Here is a 19066-nt window from a genome sequence, read left to right as displayed (position 1 = left end):
ATTTATTTCTTAATTCCTACAGGGAGATGACTAATATGCAAGCGTTAAGATGGCATGGTGTGAAGGACTTGCGCGTAGAGACGATCGATGAGCCTACCCCTAAGAAAGGGCAGGTCAAAATCAGAATCGAGGCGTGCGGAATATGCGGAAGCGATCTGCATGAATATGCTGCAGGTCCTATTTTTATTCCTGAGGGAACGCCCCATCCGCTTACGAATGAAAAAGCGCCTATCGTCATGGGCCATGAGTTTTCCGGACAAATCGTTGAGGTCGGCGAAGGGGTGACCCGGTTCCGGGTTGGAGACCGTGTGGTGGTCGAGCCTGTGTTCTCATGCAGCACATGCGAATCCTGCAGACACGGCAAATACAATCTTTGCGACAAAATGGGCTTCCTGGGCCTGGCCGGGGGCGGAGGAGGCTTCTCGGAATATGTTGCGGCAGATGAGCATATGGTGCACAAAATTCCGGACAGTCTATCTTATGAGCAAGGCGCATTAGTTGAGCCTTCGGCTGTCGTCCTGTACGCCGTTCGCTCGAGCCAGCTGAAAGTAGGCGACCGCGCGGTTGTATTCGGGACAGGCCCGATCGGCTTGCTGCTGATCGAAGCTTTGAAGGCTTCCGGCGCATCGGAAATTTATGCGGTGGAGCTGTCCGAGGAGAGACGCAGCAAAGCGGCAGAGCTGGGAGCCATAGTCTTGAATCCGGCGGAAACGGACATTGTGTCAGAAATCCAGCGCCTTACTAACGGCGGAGCGGATGTATGCTATGAAGTGACCGGCGTTCCGGCCGTATTGAACCAAGCCATTGCTTCGACAAAAATCAGCGGTCAAATTATGATCGTCAGCATTTTCGAGCGTGAGGCATCTATTCATCCTAACCAAATCGTGCTGAAAGAGCGCAATATTGCCGGGATCATCGGCTACCGTGATATTTTCCCTGCCGTCATAAGCTTGATGGAGCAAGGATATTTCCCCGCCGACAAGCTGGTGACCAAGCGGATTCCGCTTTCCGATATTGTGGAGGAAGGCTTCGAGACTCTCATCAAGGAGAAGAGCCAAATCAAAATTTTGGTTTCTCCAAAAAGCAAGTAATCCTGTGTTGTACCTGTAGCTGAGCCTAGCCAAGTGGATGCGGCACAGCATAAGGAAGCCCGCACCCGGGCTCCCCTTGTTTCATGAACGTAGTCCCTTACCAATGAATTTGGGCTGTGGCGGACTGCCGGGAGGCGGTGGTCACGCCCTTTTTTTCTTTATAGAGCTATAAATTAATTTCGGGGCCTCGCAAAATTACGAAGCTAAGGTCCTTTTGTAGGTCCGTTTGTTGAATAACCCGGCTTTGACAGAAATATGCTACATTGGAAGCTGGGGACGGTTTAGAGGCACCGCAAGCAAGCGTCTGGATCATTATTAGGCTTGTAACTCAATTCCATGAAGATATTCCTATACGAAAGGATGTCCAAGATGAATACGAAAACCGAGAAAGAGAAAATGTTAGCCGGAGAATTATACCTTGCTTCCGATCCGGAATTAACCAAAGACCGTGAGAACGCTAGAAAGCTGACCAGACTGTTCAATCAAACGATAGAAACGGATTATGATAAACGAACGGAATTGCTCAAACAGCTCTTTGGTTCAACCGGTGAAAACCTGTATATGGAACCGACATTTCGTTGCGATTACGGCTACAACATTCATGTAGGCAACCATTTTTATGCGAACTTCGATTGCGTTATTCTGGATGTGTGTGAAGTCCGTATCGGTGAAAATTGTTTTATAGCACCAGGCGTACATATTTATACGGCCACACACCCGCTAAACCCGTTTGAACGAGTTTCTGGGGCTGAGTTTGGGAAGCCTGTAACGATTGGCAATAATGTTTGGATAGGTGGAAGAGCCGTTATTAATCCCGGCGTTACTATCGGTGATAATGTGGTAATAGCTTCCGGGGCAATTGTAACCAAAGATGTTCCTAGCAATGTTGTCGTAGGAGGAAATCCTGCGAAGGTTATTAAGACCATCGATGTTTAATAGCCATTTTTTAACAAACGAATACCGATAAAGAAAAAAATAAGCCATCAGAGAGATGGCTTCAGGCTGTAGAAAAAACTAGTTTTGCGAGAACTATGCTATATATGGAGGTGGGGTATGCCTCGGAGGAGTTTACGTCCGCCTTTGAAACCCGTGAAAATACCGCTAAATCTAATCTAATTCATGGGTTTCAACAGCGGCTGGAGGGGTATACCCCACTGGAATATATTGAAAATGGTTCAAGCTTCATAGGTTTTTCAACAGAATAAAGCCACCGGAGAGGTGGCTTGAGTTAAGTCGAATGAGTGCAGTCATCGTGAACAATAAATAGGGAGGGGCCGCTGCATAGGCTTAATCTTATCTATCATCATGTCTTTTTTAGCCGCTAATCTCGTCAGACATCGTAAGAATCACGGGACAGTGATCGCTGCCGAAGATTTCCGTATCTATTTGCGCATCCAGCAAGAAGGGAGCAAGTCGGGAGGAAGCCAGAAAATAATCAATGCGCCATCCGATATTCCGCTCCCTTACCTTGGGCATGAAGGACCACCAGCTGTAGACATCTGTCCGGTCAGGGTAGAAATGCCGGAACGTATCGAGAAATCCCGCCTCCAGAAGCTGCGTCATTTTCTCCCGTTCCTCCGGAGTGAAGCCGGAATTGTTTTGATTGGACTTCGGATTTTTTAGGTCTATTTCCTGATGCGCCACATTCAGGTCCCCGCAAACGATAACAGGCTTCTGTTCGTCCAGCTGTTGAAGGTAGGCGCGGAACCTTTCCTCCCACTCCAGTCTGTACGCCAACCGGGACAGGTCGCGACGGGCATTGGGAGTATACACATTGACTAGATAAAATGATTCGAATTCCAGCGTGAGAATCCTGCCCTCTTCTTCTTGGTCCTCTTCGATGCCGTATCGCACGGAAAGCGGCTCTATCTTGGTAAAGACGGCGGTGCCGGAGTACCCCTTCTTAACGGCGTAATTCCAATATTGATAGTAGGAATCTCCTAGCTCCAGGCTAATTTGTCCTTCCTGCAGCTTCGTCTCCTGAACACAGAATATATCGGCTCCGCATTCCTTGAAATAATCGTAAAAACCTTTGTTAACACAAGCACGTAAACCATTGACGTTCCAGGATACCAGTTTCATTGCTTTATCTCCTTACCGCTTACTTGTCATCTATTTATTCAGTGTATCATAGATTGATAGTTCAAGTAGAGGTGAATGGTTCGTACCTGGATGCGTGGAGGGAGAGGACGCAAAAAAAACCGCCCGCGGGTTACCGGCGGACGGGTTGTTCCTTCTGCTGCTGATTTTTCATGTACTTATCCATTGATAAGCTTGCGTTTACAGCGGCGGGGCGGACTTGAAGCCTTCGGTCGATGCTTTGCGTCCCCAAGGCGTACCGAGGAAAGGCAGCGCCCAGCGGTCTAACCCGTACCAGCCTGCATTTTTCCATGCCAGCACCAGCCATGTGGCCAAAATAAATAAAATCGGGTTCGTGCTCAAGGTTCCGGCGAATAAGAAGCTGGCGTTCATAACGCCGCCGAAGAAGGCTGCGATGCCGGTTAACAGACCCAGGATCAATCCGAGTCCTACGAGCAGCTCGCCGAAGGCGACAACGAATCCGAACACCTTGGCATTCGGCAGTACGAAGTGCTCCAGAAAGCCCGCATACCAGCCGGTAACATCCTTGCCGGCCTCGGCTTTGGCCAATGCCCCCTTGATAAATCCTGTTAGAGCGGTTCCCGCTTTATCGCCGGTCCATGCAGGGTTCGTTATTTTTCCCCACCCGGATGTAACCCAAGTGTAGCCGACATAGAGGCGAATGATTAACCAAATCACACCTGCCCGGGTGCTGCTGAATAAAAAATGGGAAACGGGATTCTCGGGTATTACGATTTCGTGCTTGCTCATGGAATAACCTCCTCAATGTAAAACCGTTCGCTGTGGGATATATTGGATGGCTTTATTGTAGCTGGAGCTCGAATAATTATATGTGATATTTATCACAAGATGCCTGAGAATGTATTATTTCCATCATCATGGCTGTAGCATCCAAGAAGTTCCAGGGCTTATAAGGCTTTCCTTACTCCGGTAGGTTATAATCGTATCATGACGAAAAGGAGGAGGAGCAGAATGAGAATCGTAACGATTTCCGGCAGCTTGCGCAAGGAATCCTCTAATACAAGGCTGCTGCAGGCCGCAGAGGCTTTGGTGCCGGAGGGGATGGAGCTGGTTAGCTTTGAGGGGATAGGGGATCTCCCGCATTTTAATCCCGACTTGGATGGAGATGCTCCACCGGCTTCGGTAGCTGTATGGCGAAAGACGCTGCAAGCGGCAGATGGAGTGATGATCTGTACGCCGGAATATGCGAATGGAGTGCCCGGCGTTCTGAAGAACGCGTTGGATTGGCTGGTCTCGTCGGGAGAGCTGATGAATAAACCGACGGCCGCCATAAGCGCTTCCCCGCTAGCGACAGGAGGGAAGGTGGCTCATGCTTCCCTGATGCTGACTTTAGGCATGCTAACCGCTCACCTGTTCGAAGGAGGACAGCTGTCGATTCCACTCGTATCCAAAAAGATCAACGATCGGGGCGAATGGACGGATGCGGAAGCGGCTGAGGAGATAAGGCGATTGCTTGTAAGGATGTCGGATGCGGTACTGAAGCGGGGAAGCGAGTGAAGGATTCCTTTCGAGACGTGAGTCTCTAGGTTTACTCACCTGGTCGAAATTGGAAGGGCGAGAAAACGGGTTCAAGTGGAACTTTTTCGGGTAACCAATCGTATAGAAGAAAGAGAGCCCTGCAGGCTTGTCCGGACGCTGGAGACGTAACGGAGGCAAACGCTGAGGGCTTCAAAAAATAGTTGCGCGATGCTTCTATTTGCTGTCGGTCATCACAGCTTGGTACTGCTCTTCCGACAGGATGCGTTTCGCTGTGACAAAACGCTTGGCGTAGTAGGAATCGCTAAGCTTGGTCACGGTAACGCCTTTGTTTGTGGCGGAATGGTAGAACTTTCCGTCACCAACATAAATACCGACATGTGAGATTCCTTTGCCATCCGTGTTATAGAACACAAGATCGCCTGGGCGTAGCTCATCTTGGGACACCGTTGTACCGATCGCTGCTTGTCCTTTAGACGTATGAGGCAAATCGATATCGAATTTTGCGAAGACGAAGGAAGTGTAGCCGGAGCAATCAAAGCCTTTTGCTGTGGTGCCCGCCCATTTATAAGGCGCTCCCAGCTCTTCGTTCACGGCTTGACTTAGCGGCGTTTCCGCAAAAGCGCTTCCTACTTGAATGCTGCAAAACAGTGCCACAGAAACGGCAAAACCAAAAAACTTTTTCAAAGGAAATTTTCCCCTTCCGATGCCTACGAGGTTAGCTTAAGGGTTCGGTTGAAGGCTCCCTATGATCACTCTGTTGCGAGATCAATTCACCCGGGTATTTGGATCCCCCGTTTTCCGCTGTGGAAATTCGGCAATATGTACGTTATTTTTGTTACGACTACAACAATTCGATCAAATATGCAGTTTTCCTCCCGCTGTCATAAAAAGTTCACAATTATAAAGGTTTTTTTGCTATATTTCTCGAAATTTCTAAAAAAGCAGTAGATGAAAAGGTTTACAATGAAAAATCATTGGGAGGAAACGGGGCGTTTCCATCCATATTTCGACAAAATGCTGAGTCGTTTGACATGGGCGTCGTCCAAATCGTGGAACATTACTGTCTGTAGTGAGGTTGCCCGATTTAACGGGCTATTGACTTTATGGATAAAATCTGTTATCTCACATCGGGTGGCATGAATTGGGATGTAACCCTGAACCCTGTAACACGAAAAAACCGTCGCAGCTTCCAAGGGGAAGCGGACGGTTTTTTTGATGTTTTTTAAAATTTAGCGGGTCCGTTTGTTTCTCTCTGCCGGTCAGGACATCGGGGGAAGCTATTCGCTTTTGGCGGACCAAAGCGCGTATTGAGCCGTGATCTCCCACATTTTGCAGAACATATGGATGAAGCGGTAGGCTTGAAAGCCGAGAAGAGCAAGGAATCCGGCCCATATCATGGTGGATGTCACGACGGCGGCGGTAATAAGAAGGCCGATCAGTGCGACCGTGACAGCGATCAACAGGGCAGGAAGAACGTTGCGCAGCAGGAGGGATACGGAGAATAAGGATGACTTTCCGCATACTTTCCCGAATTGCAGATACATAAACAGCGTCTGCAGAATAAACATGTAGGCCAGATAGGCGCCGAGCCAAGGCAGCAATTCCTGCGCAGCCGCATACAGTGTTGCTTGCTTGCTGTACAGCTGGGCTGCTTTGGGGATCAGCCAGTACAGCGGGCCGAGCTGCAGCGCCATTTGGGCCAGATAGTAGCCGAAGAACGGTAAGGTCAGCTCACGTATCCCTTGGACGAACCGGTAACCGGCGTTTAATTCGGTATGCTTAAGTGAGTAGTATACACCGGCGTTCAGCACCGGGGTGAGCAGCATGCGGGCCAGCAGCAGCCCGAGCCCCCACAGAAGGTAAGGCTGCACGAGGTCGGTCTTCGTCAATTGGAACTGGCCTTCGATCCAGAAGAGCTGTACCGCTTCACGGGCCTGCTCTTTGCCGGGATAGCGGCGGAGCAAGGGGAAGACGATGGAGTGGATCCATTCGAAGAGCCCGAGCCCCCACAGCAGATTATAAATAAATAGAGTGCATACGGTAAAAGGCTGGTTCCAGGTTAAGCCCAATCCTTTTTTTATTAAATTCAACATAAGCGCTTGCTCACCTCACCATGCGACCCAGCCGAACAAGGTCTCGATTAATTTGACCACACCGACATTCCAGCGAATGGATAGCTTGCTGTCCACATTAGTTTTCATAAAGCTGTTGATTCGCTTGTTTTCCAGCACGATAGAGTAATGCGGGTCGATAGAAGCGTAATCCAAAGGCGCCGTGTGATTCAGCTTGAACTGGACGTCGGCGTCGATCCCGTCCCAGGTTTTATCAATTTGCGAGCCATCGGCAAAATGGAAGCGGATGGGAATCGTAGAATAGGTTCCCCCGAACCTTTGAATACGGACCGTATTCTCATATAAGGGCTGTCCTTCCTGGACAACCTGCTTGCTGTGAATGCCGGTCACGGCGTAGTCTACCATAAGGCCGTTATAGACATATTGATCGAAGAAGGCTGCCCAGCTCGTCTTGGTCACGTCCTCCAGTACCTTCTGGAAATCGGAGGTCGTCGGATGCTTGAACTTCCAGCGCTGGAAATAGGTCTTCATCACACGGTCCATCGTATCCCGGCCGATTTGCTGCTCGAGCGACTTTAATACCAGCTTGGCCCGGATGTAGACGTTCTCGGCATATTGATTGTGGCCCCGGTACGCCCAGGAATCCAGCTTGAGCGCTGCCGGAGAAGTCATATAGCTGGACTCCACGAGCAGATTCGGCTTAACGCCGTACTCCAGCTCCATCAGCTTATCCTCGGCATAGGAGGTAAAGCCCTCATCCAGCCAAGCTTCCTCGAACTCGTTGTTCGCGACCATGCCATACCAGAATTGATGTCCAATTTCATGTACGATTACCCGCTCAAGCTCCAGGTCCGGCTGTTCGCTGGCTGCTCCCCAACCGGTGACGAGTGTCGGGTATTCCATGCCACCTGCTCCATTGCCGTTCTCGGGCGGTACAACGATCGAGAGCGTGGAGTACGGGTAGCTGCCATACCATTGGGAGAACCGTGCCAATGCTTTTTTGGCGGCGGTCATGTAACGGTTTTTCAGCTGCTCGTGCTTGGGATCGAGATACAGCTTGATGCGGACGCCCGGAATTTGCTGGGTGGCGTAGGGCTCTTCATAATAAATGAAATGAGGGGAGGCGGCCCAGGCAAAATCATGCACGTCATCGGAATAGAACGAATAGGTTTTCGTCTTCCCGTCGTCCGCAGGCGGCTTCGTCGGAAAACCGGTGGCTGCAACTGTGTAGCTGGACGGCACTTTGATGCGTACGTCAAAAATGCCGAAATCCGCATAAAACTCCGAATTGCCGTGATATTGGTGCAAATTCCAGCCCTCGGCCGTGCGTCCTCTGGTACCTGCCGGCTCATAGACGGCTACCTTCGGGAACCACTGCCCAGCCATGATGAAATCGTCGGCGTACCCCATCCTGGCGAACACAGAAGGGAACTGAACGGAAAAGTTGGTTTTCAGCGTGATTCGCTCTCCGGGGTTCACCGCCTTGGGCAGGGTGATTTTCATCAAGGTCTGGTCATCCTTGTTACCGTCGTCGGGCTGAACATACTCCATTTTGGAGACGAGCTCCTCGCCCTCTAACGTTTTGATACTGCTGATGTCCATATTCCCTGTATTGTTTTCTGTGCTTTTATCTTCCCTCAGCTTGCCGCCGGACTCTTTCATGAAGGTCGTTTTTTTGGATTTGAACGCATTCGGGTACATGTGGAAGTAAAGCTCTTGTACCGGCTGGCTTCCGGGATTTTTCCAGGTCAGCGTCTGAGTGCCGGCAATCTGCTTTTTCGCCGCATCCAGCTCGACGTTCATATGATACTCGACGATGCGGGAGCTGAGCGGCTGCGGGGCAGGCTTCTCGATAGGCTTGGCCGGCAAGCTGGGAGGCGCCGGCGTTGCTGGCTCGTTCATACGTGCTGCCACGGGCTTGGCCAGAGGCTGGAGCTGAAGACCCAGCGAGGAGCCGTCCGCTTGAGACAGATCGAATTGATACGGTTGAAAGTCGGGCTCTCCCTTCAATGATGAGGAGGTCATGGCGACGGGATTCGGTGCGAGCGAGCCTAATAGTTCCGCACCCTCGCGCAGGTCGGATAGAGAGAATGGAGCTTGCTGCGGAAGGCTAGCGCCCGGCAGGGCTTGGCTTGCAAAGGTTGCTCCGCTGGCAAGGACTACGAGAAGACACCATTGCGCGAGTCGGTTGCCGATAACATTTTTCATCTATTTTTCACCCCGTTGACAAGCATCTACAGCATGTATATGTTTGTGGGACGAGGATTATTTCTGCTCGGTACAAAAGAAATTTTTCAGGCTGCTTACCCTGTCCGCTGAGGGCTGTATCAATAATTTTTCGTTTTTAGTGGAAATAGGGGGGGCATTTTAGCTAAAATAGAAGGAACGGGCAAGACGATAACATTAAAGACGGATGGTGCCATTAATGGATATAAATAAGGATCAAGCGGCGGATAAGCCGAAAAAATTGAACTCCCTCAACATTGTCAGCGGCAAGGTGGAGCATCGCGGCTTTGGCGCAGGATCTATCGACCTGAGCCAGCTGTCCAGCGTCATTATCGATGGGGACGAAGCGTATCTCGATATGGGAGCTCTGCATGCGAAGAGCAAAGTGGAGAAGGGCATCAAATTCTCGACAAACAAGGAGGACGTCCCGAACGGGCGCACCTGCTGGATCGTTTGGGTAGCGGCAGACCGCAGGGAATCCGGCTCTTATTATGCGGGTGTGACGTCCTGCGAAATGTCGGTCGATCCGGAGGCAAGACGCGGGTGGAAGATCCTGGCTGACCATGTAAACCGGATGGATTATGCGCTAAAACGCCGGATCATGCTGGAAAATTTGCCGGCCCGGGAGAAGGCGGCCTTGCGAAAATTGCTTATGGAGTACAACCCGGAGATGTGGGAAAACTCAGATGAGGCGCTGAAGGAAGCGCTGGCATAAAATTATGTACATTATGTGACTTCCATTGTATAAGTCCTCGCGAACGATGTATACTATTGCTCAGTATATGCAACATATACTAGGACAGCAAAAAGGCAGACCTCGGTCTGCCTTTTTGTGTTGGACAAAAATAGAATTATTCCTTCAAGCCGCGGTAACGCCCTGTTCGAAGCTCGCGGCTGTACGGTTCGAGCAGCGGAATATCGGCCTGCTCCGCCAGACGGACGGCCAGCTCGATATCATAAGGAACCCGGACAAGCTGGATGGAGAAGGCGGAAGGAACGGAGCTGTCGAGCTGCCCTTCCAATATGGCATAGGAGGCCTGCGGGATGTCGAGAGGGTTGCCTACGCTGCCTGCATTAAACAGCGTTCTTCCGCGCAGATTTTGGGAGTAGGCGTTGTGAATGTCTCCGTAGCCGACGACATCGGGCAGCTCGCTGCCATCCGTTCCTCCTGTCTGGTCGGTATTATGAAACATGGTGAGCCGGCTTTCCATTGAATCCCACGGCTGAATGCGCGTATACACACTGACCGGGGATGCGTGAAACAACCGGATCTTCTTGCCGCTCATCATAAAATCGTGGGAGAAGGGAAGCTGCCCGAGCCAGCGGAGGCGTTCCTCCCCTAACCGGCGCTGATGCCACTGGAGAACCTCGTCCTGACTAGGCTTGGTCAATAGATGATCCCAGTTTCCCATTACAACGACGGGACACAGCTCCTTGATGGTATCAACGGCTTCGGCCGGATGAGGGCCGGTACCGACCAAATCTCCCAAACAATAGATAGCCGTGACTCCCCGCTGGCGTATGTCCTCTAGCACTGCATCGAGAGCCGGAATGTTGCCGTGAATATCGGATATGACAGCTATTTTTTGCATTATGCAGCCCTCCTGGCTACCTGAAATTAAGGAAGATCCTGCTGCTGCTCCTCACAGGTAATTGCATAAATATTATGATCCTCCCACACATCATGAATATGCAAGTAGTTTCGGGCTAAGCCCTCGTAACGAAAACCTGCTTTCTCAAGCACACGGATGGAAGGTGTATTGCGGGGCATAACAGCGCCTTGGACGCGATGCAGCTTCAAATGGTGGAAGGCGCAATGTACGGTCAGCTTGACGGCTTCCGTCGCATAGCCTTTGCCTGTATGCCCTTTATCTAAATAATAGCCGATATTAGCGTTTTGCCAAGGCCCCCGGAATACAGAGGATAGGTTAACGCGTCCAATTAAATGCTCGCTTTCATTTAAAAAAATACCGAAGCTGTAGCTGGTATCGTTTTGCGCATTTACCAGGCTTAGGCGAATTTGTTCCTCCTGGAACTCAAGCGTAAAATGGTCGTCCGGGCGGACCGGCTCAAACAGCCGGTGGTATTCCCGGTTCTCGGTGCGAAGGCGATGCAGCGCTTCGGCATCGGATAGAGCGAGGGGGCGTATATGGACAATGTCAGCTTGCAGCTTCATAGGCATAGCTTCTGTTCACCTGAGTTCGTTATGATTTGCCGTCAGAGGTGATTCTTCCGTCAGAGGTCATCACGGGAATCGGGTCCCCCAAATAAGTCGGTTTAGGCTTTAATAAATTTACATAAAGAAAGTCTTTGTTCCTGGCTAATACCTCGCGGGTTTCGTAGCGCGGCATCCCGGCGTATTGCTGCCTGTCCGAGGCGACGCCGTAAGCATCCAAACCCATTTGCCGGGCGGTATAGACAGCGCGCATCAGATGGTACTCCTGGGTCACGATCACGATTTTTTTCGCCTGGAAAATATCTTTAGCGCGGTACATGCTTTCATATGTGCTAAATCCGGCGTGATCCATGAAGATATGCTCCGGTTCTACATTTCGCTGCTCCAGATAGCGTCTCATCGTATTGACCTCGTCGTAATCCATTCTGCCGTGATCACCGCTCACAATGAACCGGTCCGCTTTGCCTGCCTCCTTGAGCTCAAGGGCCGCATCCAATCGGTCTCCCAGCATGCTGGATACCGAGCCGTTAGGATATACCCTTGCACCCAGAACAAGAATAGCCTCGGCCTTAGGAGCCTCCTCAACACTGACAATGTACGGTGCCGCGGAGGATTTCACAATGCTGTTAATCGTGAATACAGTGAAGATCGGAGCGGCAATCAGCACGATGACAGCCGTAAGCTTCCATTTTAGCTTCATCATTTCCCAACCTTACCTATGGAAAAATTAGTTTGTATGGTATATAACGCGGCAAATGGCGCAAAAGTTTCTGATATCCGGCTAACGCTTGACCTGCATTGAAAATCATATTGTTAAAGCGAGAAGTCTGCTGCGGACAGGCTCTGGCAGCGGTTCCTGCAGCAGCTGCTGCAGCCTCTCCTGGTCCGCTCCGCTTTCGGTCAAATAGGAGAATAGCTTATTCGCCTTCTCCTCACGGTTCATCAATGCATAGGCGGCCGCCCATACTTCGGGACTCCCCATAGGGATGCCTTCCCATACGCGGGAGGAATGGGAATACAGCCGGCATAATCCGGCATCCGTATGAATCGCGAAGCCGCCTATCAGATCTACAGGAAGGGAACCGTGTGTGATGGAAAGCCGGTAGCTGCTTGCAAAGGGATAATCCCCGCTGACGGCCCTGGTCCACGAAATTCCTTTCAGTGCTTTCTCCACATCCTCAAGCGGTGCCTCCGTCGTGATATCCCAGTCGCGAACCTGCTCTGTGAGCCCGAGGCTGTACAATAGGCCGCTTCCGCCGGAAGCATAAGGGATGCCGGCCGTATCCAGCCGCTCTGTGATGCTTTTTGCCGCAGTTAGAATGGAATGAAGCCCCATAAACGCACCTCCAATGTTGTCCTCATAGTATAGCATAGCTGTGTGTCATAATATGGAAGGAATTTGGCTAAAAAAGCAAAAAAGCCGCACCGTATCCGATGCGGCCAGGTCGTTGAAAAAACCTATCATGCAGAAAATGGAAAAGGTGACAGGCGGGGTATCCTTTGTAGGAGCGATAGCGTTCGCCTTTGTTTTCGGGAAATCCCCGCTATAAAGCGTATATAATCAAAGTTTCCCGAGAACAACAGCGGCCGGAAGGGGATACCTCACCGGGGGACCGAAGCGAATTTTCAGATTTTCGGTTTTTTTAACAGACTCGCCGCACCGTATCCGATGCGGCTCCCTCATTAATCGTTCCACCAGCGCTTCAGATCTTCCCACCAGGTGCCGTTGCCTTTTGGCTTGGCCGGCTTCACAGGCTCTTTCTTCTGCTCGGTGCAGTAGTCGGTAGGCTCGGTTCCCTGCACGAAGGCTTCCATTCTGGAGTTAGGGCAGTCATCATTCGCCAGCTTGCCTGTCGCCGGATCAATGTAGACGCTGGTCACCCCGTCGGGGATCGGGAACAGCTTCGGCGGAACCGATTCCAGCGCATGCTCCGTAAACTCCGCAAAGATAGGGGCGGCCAGATGCGATTCTACCGCATTGATGTTCCGGTCTTTGTCATAACCGACCCAGACGGCCGTCGACAGCTCGGGCGTATAGCCGACCAGCCAGGCGTCTGTGTTGGTGGTGCCGGTCTTGCCCGCAACCGGACGCTTCAGCACGGCGGAGACGCGGTTGCCGGTGCCCCCCGTCTCGAATACGCTCTCCATGAGCTGCGTCATGACGTAAGTGTAAGCAGGCGGGATGACCGTTTCCTTGGCCGGATTCGCCTGATACAGAACCCGCCCGTAGCTGTCTTCGATGCGGGTGATGATTGTAGGCTCGACCCGGACGCCTTGGTTGGCGAAGATGCCGAAGGCGGACGCCATCTCGAACGGGCTTACCGGGAAGGTGCCAAGCGCTAGCGAGGGGAGCGGCTTCATCGGGCTGTTGATGCCCATTTTGCGCGCCATCGCAATGACATTCTCCGGCCCTACGTCCAGTATGGTATGAACGGCGAAGATGTTGTCCGATTTGGCGATCGCCTGCCGCAGATCGATCCAGTCAAAATACTTGTTATCGAAGTTGCTCGGCGTGTACGTTTGCTTTCCGTTGTCATAGGTGAATGTCGTAGGCTCGCTTTTAAACCGTGTCACCGGGGTATACTGCTTTTGCTGAAGCGCGGTGACATACATGATCGGCTTAAAGGAAGAGCCCGGCTGCCGGGTATTGGACAATGCCCGGTTATATTGATTCTCGCTGTAGTTGCGTCCGCCGACCATCGCTTTGACGTAGCCGTTGCGCGGGTCGATTGCCACCAGTGCGGCCTGCATCTCCGGATAGGGCTCCAATTGGGAGCTCACGGTTTCTTCGGCGACCCTCTGGGTATTGATATCCAGCGTCGTATAGATTTTCAGGCCGCCGTCATCGAACTGGTCCTCCGTAATGCCCAGCTTTTCCGTCGCCACACTGCGCACATAATCGCGGAAGTAGCCCGCGATCGCCGGTTTGCGGGGCTCCAACGGCAGGATTGTCAGCTTTTCCTTAGCCGCCTGATCGGCCTGTCCCTGACTGATGATGCCGGCATGGACCATCGTTTGGAGCACCGTTTCCTGCCGGTCCTTTGCGCTTTTCATATCATAGTAGGGAGAATAGTAGCGGGGACCTTTCGGAATACCGGCCAGCATGGCGCTTTCGGCAAGCGTCAAATCCTTGGCATCCTTGCCGAAGAACAGCTTGGCCGCCGCCTGAATGCCGTAGGTGGAATGCCCGTAATAAATTTGATTCAAATACTCGTCCAATATTTCGTCCTTGGTCATATGCAATTCCATTTGGACGGCGTAGTACGTTTCCTTCAGCTTTCTCGACCATGTGCGCTCGTGTGATAAGTACAGATTCCGGGCCAGCTGCTGCGTAATCGTACCGGCCCCCTGAACCTTGGCCATATGCTGCAGGTTGACGACGGCCGCCCGTGCGATCCCGCGCAGATCAAAGCCGTAATGATTGTAAAAATTACGATCCTCAATGGCCAGCGTCGCTTCGACCAAATAAGGGGAAATGTTGTCAAGAGGAACCTCCTGGCGGTTTTTTCCCCCGTTTAATGTTTCCAGCACCTCTCCGTGCATATCGTACATTTCGGTCGAGGGACCCATTTTGGAGACCGGCAGCGCCTGGGAACGCATATATAACAGCAGGATGAAGATGACGGCCGTAGTCATAAGGAGCGTAGAGAAAGTGAGCGAGACAGCCGATTTCAGCTTTCGGAACCAGCGAAGCTCGTCCGGCTCGGCCGGTTTGTTCTTTTTCGCATCGGACACGATCATCCCTCCTTTCATACAACATTATAATTTTGGAGCTCCCCCAAAAAAAGGACTGGACTAGGCTCAAGGCCAGTGCCCGCTTTGTAGGGCTATTTCAACCCAAGCTTATAAGAGTCCTTACTTTCCATTATGGAAAAACATAGAAACGGCTATTCAAGGAATGCGGCATCCGCGTTAATTTTTTTTAAAGGTTCCGAATTTCATCCGGTTTGTATTTGCATTTTCGGGTGGATACACTATAATACAACTTGACGCAAAACCAGAAGCAGATAACGCAGGAAATCGGCCCGTTTGGAATAGGAAAAAACCATACGCTTCAGGACCTGGAATGAACCGGTATGATGAAGAAGGAAGGGTGAACTGATAATGGAATTGTGGTACACGGAGAAGCAAACCGAAAGTTTCGGCATTACCGCAAAAATTCGTGAGACGCTTGTAACGGAGAAGACCGCCTTTCAAGACCTCGCCATGATCGATACAGAAGAATTCGGACGCATGCTTGTTTTGGACGGCATGGTGATGACTACGATTAAGGATGAGTTTGTGTACCATGAAATGGTGGCGCACCCTGCGCTTTACACGCATCCTAATCCTAAGCATGTGCTGGTTGTAGGCGGCGGCGACGGCGGGGTTATCCGCGAAGTGCTGAAGCACCCGGAAGTGGAGAAAGCGGTACTTGTAGAAATCGACGGTAAAGTAATCGAGTATTCCAAGAAGTACTTGCCGGAAATCGCAGGGCAGCTGGATAACCCCCGCGTAGAGGTTATCGTGAACGACGGCTACATGCATATCCATGATCATAAAAATACATACGATGTCATTATGGTCGACTCTACGGAGCCGGTTGGACCGGCAGTAGAGCTGTTCACCCGCGGATTTTATCAAGGCATCTTCGAAGCATTGAAGGAAGACGGTATTTTCGTAGCGCAAACGGACAATCCTTGGTTCAAGGCGGACTTGATCCAAACGGTAAACCGTGATGTAAAAGAAATCTTCCCGATCGTACGCGTATACTGCGCGAATATTCCGACGTACCCAAGCGGCTTGTGGACCTTCACGATGGGCAGCAAAAAGTACGATCCGCTCGAGGTCGATGAGACGAAAATTCCTGAAATCGAGACGAAGTACTACACGCCTCGACTGCATAAAGCGGCTTTCGCCTTGCCGAAATTCGTAGAAGATCTTACGAAATAAATATCTCTAAAGTAAGGAAGTGTCACGCATGCGTTTGGATCAAGCTTATTCCGGTAACGTATTTATTTTAAGTTCTGATGATTACGAGGCATCCCGAGCCGTTATATATGGTATGCCTATGGACTTTACGGTCAGCTTCCGTCCAGGCTCCCGCTTTGGCCCTCCGCGTATCCGCGAAGTGTCGATCGGTCTGGAGGAGTACAGCCCTTATCTTGACAAAAGCCTCGAGGACATAAAGTACTTCGATGCAGGCGATTTGCTGCTGCCTTTCGGCAATGCGGCGCGCAGCCTGGATATCATCGGTGAATATGTCCGCGGCTTGCTGAATGACGGCAAATTCCCGCTCGGTCTTGGCGGAGAGCATCTGTGCTCTTGGCCGATCTTCCGCGAGGTTTATGCCAAATACCCTGATTTGGCGATCGTTCATTTCGACGCTCATGCGGATTTGCGCGAGCAGTACGAAGGCGAACCGCTGTCGCACTCCACACCGCTTCGCAAAGCGGCTGAGTTAATGGGCGGACGCAACATTTACCAGTTTGGTATCCGCTCCGGCTCCCGCGAAGAATTCCGCTATGCCCGCGAGAATATCAACTTCCATCCGTTCGAAGTATTGGAGCCTTTGAAAAAGGTGCTTCCGGAGCTGGCGGGTCGTCCGGTTTATTTGACTATCGATATCGATGTCCTCGATCCTTCCTGCGCACCGGGTACCGGTACCGCAGAAGCGGGCGGCATCACCTCGAAGGAGCTGCTGGCTGCAATTCATGCAATGGCTGCGGCTAACCTGAATGTCGTTGGCGCCGATGTGGTGGAGGTAGCCCCTGCCTACGATCCGACGGAGCAGACGCAAATTGTAGCGGCTAAGCTTATCAGAGAAATTTTGCTCGGACTAGTGAAATAATAGATGCAATAGAAAGAGGCAGCTCTTGCGCCGATGGCGCAGGGGCTGCCTTTTTACATAATTTATTCATTCCATGGGCTTAAGAATCGAGGCTCCATTTTGCGGGTCTTCGTACGGCAAGCTTACCCCGATTGCAGGGTTAAGACCGTTAGCTCCGGACGGCAGTAAAACCGGACCGGGTATTGGGACACGCCGATGCCCCGATTGGTATAGACCTGCAGCTTGCCGTCGCCCAAAATATACAGGCCGTCTACGTATTTTTTGGCGTATTCGGGAGTGACGATATGGCCATAGAAGGGAAGCCGCACCTGGCCGCCGTGACTGTGACCGGATAGCTGCAAATCGATCGGATATTGAAGAGCGATATCGGCGAAATCGGGACAATGGGACAGCAGCAGCACAAAGTCGTTAGGGGGCACGGATTGCATCGCCTTGTCGATGTCCGGCTGCCCGTTCCACATATCTTCTATGCCGCTCAGCCATATGTAATCCTTGCCCCGGTTCAGGGCGACGGACTGGTTGTTCAAGACATAGAAGCCACTGTCGGCCAAAATCTTCGTAATTTTCTTCGGCTCCTTGCCGTAGTAATCGTGATTTCCAAGAACGGCTCCTTTGCCGAGGGGGGCTTCCAGCCGGGACAACGCCTGGATAACCGCAGGGGCGTCTTCCAGAACGACGTAGTCGTACAGGTCGCCGGTAAAGCAGATCAGATCGGGTTCATGGGACTGGATAATGCCGACCAGATGAGAGAGCTGCTCCGCTGTATAATGGAACCCGAGATGTACGTCGCTGAATTGGACGATCCGCATCCCGTTAAAGGCGGGAGGCAGCCGCTTCAGCGTTAAGGTCAGATGCTTGGTTTGCAGCCAGCGAGGTTCGGCATAGCGTGCGTAACCGTAACCGCCTGCGGATAATACGGCAAGCTGCGCGAAGCCGGACAGCGCATGCTTCAGAAAAGATCTTCTGCTGAGCTTGGAGGTCATAGGGCACGCCCCATACGCCGAGGATGTTCATATTTCACCGGGCAGAGGATATCAGCCAGGTCCGCCCTATAGGGAGGAACACTGCAATTCCATACCGCCTGATAACTCATGACTAACAGCATGATGCACACCGCTCCTTATTTTGGAAAAACTATTAATATGGTATTTACGCTCTACGCAGGGCAAAGGTTGCTGTCAAGCCAGGCGGTGAATTTTGCGAAAGTTGCTCGGGGTAATCCCTTCCTGCTTTTTGAACAGCTTGATAAAGTAGCTGCTGTCCTCGTACCCGACGCTGCGGGCGATATCGCGAACCTCCGTATTCGGCTGCTTGAGCAGCAGCTCCTTTGCCTTTCGCAGCCGGTAGCGGGTCAAGTAGGCAAAGGGACGGATGCCGAGCGTCTGCTGGAACAGCAGGCAGGTATGCTGGGGAGTGACTCCGAGCTGGTCGGCAAGCTGCTGCAAGCTGATGGTCTCGTGATAGTGGGCCTCGATATACAGAAATGCCGGAGCGAGCTGCTCCGCATGCTGCCTTTTGGTACGGACCTCCGAACGGGAGGCGTACAGGAACAGATCGAGCAGCAGCTGATAGCCGAGGGAGGAGCATTCCGCTCCCCGCAGCGGATCTTCCGATTGCAGGATCGAGACGATGGCATTGATTTTATTAAGTGTCACATCGGGATTGCTTAAATATAGGATGGTCGATGTATCGAAATGCATGGAAGCCAGCAGCTCAGCCATATGAGCTCCGTTGAACGTCACCCATTTGACTGTCCAGGGCTCGCGGACCGGAGCATAGCCGTGCTTCTCATTAGGAAGCAGGAACATGCCTTGTCCCTCACTTACCGTATATAGCTTGCCGCCGACCTCCAGCTGACCGGCCCCGCTCACCGTCTGAATCCACTGGTAGTCGGGGAAGCCCTTCTCCCGGTGCATGGGCTCCTGATTGCGCCAGCCGCCCGCATTCGTAATATAGATCGGATATTTCAAATCCATTTCCGTCATGACGCCGAATATATTGTAGTCCAAAGGGTAGAGACACCGCCTTATGCTTCCGTAGAAACCAATATGAATATATTCATATTAACAAG

The 19066-nt window shown here is 51.6% G+C and carries 18 protein-coding genes and 1 riboswitch; of the genes, 6 read left to right on the top strand and 12 right to left on the bottom strand.

The genetic code is table 11. The annotated features are described in order from the left end of the window. Positions 1 to 35: 35 nt before the first annotated feature. The gene (locus tag ABEA66_RS04360) at positions 36 to 1091 is read left to right on the top strand and encodes a 2,3-butanediol dehydrogenase (RefSeq protein ID WP_345586418.1); all 1056 of its coding nucleotides are present in this window, start codon (positions 36 to 38) and stop codon (positions 1089 to 1091) included. 369 nt (positions 1092 to 1460) lie between these two features. After that, positions 1461 to 2027 (top strand): sugar O-acetyltransferase, encoded by a 567-nt coding sequence (locus ABEA66_RS04355; RefSeq protein WP_345586416.1) that lies wholly within the window; start codon positions 1461 to 1463, stop codon positions 2025 to 2027. Between the two features lie 378 nt (positions 2028 to 2405). Here the strand turns inward: ABEA66_RS04355 and ABEA66_RS04350 are convergent, their stop codons facing one another. Next, positions 2406 to 3173 carry an exodeoxyribonuclease III gene (locus ABEA66_RS04350; RefSeq protein WP_345586414.1) on the bottom strand — a complete coding sequence of 256 codons (768 nt, stop codon included), beginning with the start codon at positions 3171 to 3173 and terminating at the stop codon, positions 2406 to 2408. A 198-nt stretch (positions 3174 to 3371) separates the two neighbouring features. After that, positions 3372 to 3941 (bottom strand): DoxX family membrane protein, encoded by a 570-nt coding sequence (locus tag ABEA66_RS04345; RefSeq protein WP_345586412.1) that lies wholly within the window; start codon positions 3939 to 3941, stop codon positions 3372 to 3374. A 222-nt stretch (positions 3942 to 4163) separates the two neighbouring features. Here ABEA66_RS04345 and ABEA66_RS04340 point away from each other — a divergent pair, with 222 nt between their 5' ends. Further along, the gene (locus ABEA66_RS04340) at positions 4164 to 4709 is read left to right on the top strand and encodes an NADPH-dependent FMN reductase (RefSeq protein ID WP_345586410.1); all 546 of its coding nucleotides are present in this window, start codon (positions 4164 to 4166) and stop codon (positions 4707 to 4709) included. A gap of 195 nt (positions 4710 to 4904) precedes the next feature. Here ABEA66_RS04340 and ABEA66_RS04335 read toward each other — a convergent pair whose 3' ends face one another. From ABEA66_RS04335 to ABEA66_RS04325, 3 genes are all read right to left on the bottom strand, one after another. After that, positions 4905 to 5375, bottom strand: coding sequence for a C40 family peptidase (locus ABEA66_RS04335; protein ID WP_079911105.1), 471 nt, complete (start codon positions 5373 to 5375; stop codon positions 4905 to 4907). 5 nt (positions 5376 to 5380) lie between these two features. Then, positions 5381 to 5518: riboswitch (cyclic di-AMP (ydaO/yuaA leader) on the bottom strand. Positions 5519 to 5968: 450 nt separating this feature from the next. Further along, positions 5969 to 6784 carry a hypothetical protein gene (locus ABEA66_RS04330; RefSeq protein ID WP_079911104.1) on the bottom strand — a complete coding sequence of 272 codons (816 nt, stop codon included), beginning with the start codon at positions 6782 to 6784 and terminating at the stop codon, positions 5969 to 5971. A 15-nt stretch (positions 6785 to 6799) separates the two neighbouring features. Next, complete coding sequence (locus ABEA66_RS04325; protein WP_345586406.1) at positions 6800 to 8971, bottom strand: M1 family metallopeptidase; 2172 nt, start codon at positions 8969 to 8971, stop codon at positions 6800 to 6802. Between the two features lie 217 nt (positions 8972 to 9188). Here ABEA66_RS04325 and ABEA66_RS04320 point away from each other — a divergent pair, with 217 nt between their 5' ends. Next, a complete protein-coding gene (locus ABEA66_RS04320; RefSeq protein WP_079911102.1) occupies positions 9189 to 9704 on the top strand; it encodes a YwhD family protein in 516 nt (171 codons plus the stop codon). Between the two features lie 136 nt (positions 9705 to 9840). Here ABEA66_RS04320 and ABEA66_RS04315 read toward each other — a convergent pair whose 3' ends face one another. The 5 genes from ABEA66_RS04315 to ABEA66_RS04295 form a co-directional block, all read right to left on the bottom strand. After that, a complete protein-coding gene (locus ABEA66_RS04315) occupies positions 9841 to 10581 on the bottom strand; it encodes a metallophosphoesterase family protein (protein WP_079911101.1) in 741 nt (246 codons plus the stop codon). A 26-nt stretch (positions 10582 to 10607) separates the two neighbouring features. Next, entirely contained in the window at positions 10608 to 11165 is a 558-nt protein-coding gene (locus ABEA66_RS04310; RefSeq protein ID WP_079911451.1) for a GNAT family N-acetyltransferase, read from the bottom strand. A gap of 28 nt (positions 11166 to 11193) precedes the next feature. Continuing rightward, a complete protein-coding gene (locus ABEA66_RS04305; RefSeq protein ID WP_345586400.1) occupies positions 11194 to 11868 on the bottom strand; it encodes a SanA/YdcF family protein in 675 nt (224 codons plus the stop codon). Positions 11869 to 11970: 102 nt separating this feature from the next. Next, complete coding sequence (locus tag ABEA66_RS04300) at positions 11971 to 12501, bottom strand: hypothetical protein (RefSeq protein ID WP_345586398.1); 531 nt, start codon at positions 12499 to 12501, stop codon at positions 11971 to 11973. 347 nt (positions 12502 to 12848) lie between these two features. Further along, complete coding sequence (locus ABEA66_RS04295) at positions 12849 to 14900, bottom strand: transglycosylase domain-containing protein (protein ID WP_377740952.1); 2052 nt, start codon at positions 14898 to 14900, stop codon at positions 12849 to 12851. 369 nt (positions 14901 to 15269) lie between these two features. Here ABEA66_RS04295 and speE point away from each other — a divergent pair, with 369 nt between their 5' ends. Both speE and speB read left to right on the top strand, forming a co-directional pair. Further along, a complete protein-coding gene (gene speE / locus ABEA66_RS04290; RefSeq protein WP_079911097.1) occupies positions 15270 to 16097 on the top strand; it encodes a polyamine aminopropyltransferase in 828 nt (275 codons plus the stop codon). A gap of 28 nt (positions 16098 to 16125) precedes the next feature. After that, complete coding sequence (speB, locus tag ABEA66_RS04285; protein ID WP_079911096.1) at positions 16126 to 16995, top strand: agmatinase; 870 nt, start codon at positions 16126 to 16128, stop codon at positions 16993 to 16995. A gap of 122 nt (positions 16996 to 17117) precedes the next feature. Here the strand turns inward: speB and ABEA66_RS04280 are convergent, their stop codons facing one another. Further along, positions 17118 to 17978: a metallophosphoesterase gene (locus ABEA66_RS04280; protein WP_345586392.1), complete on the bottom strand. Its 861-nt coding sequence runs from the start codon at positions 17976 to 17978 to the stop codon at positions 17118 to 17120. A 195-nt stretch (positions 17979 to 18173) separates the two neighbouring features. Further along, a complete protein-coding gene (locus ABEA66_RS04275) occupies positions 18174 to 19004 on the bottom strand; it encodes an AraC family transcriptional regulator (protein ID WP_345586390.1) in 831 nt (276 codons plus the stop codon). Positions 19005 to 19066 lie beyond the last annotated feature (62 nt).

The sequence above is a fragment of the Paenibacillus vulneris genome, assembly GCF_039543185.1.
Taxonomy (GTDB): domain Bacteria; phylum Bacillota; class Bacilli; order Paenibacillales; family NBRC-103111; genus Paenibacillus_S; species Paenibacillus_S vulneris.
This window is presented reverse-complemented; position numbering and strand designations above follow the sequence as displayed.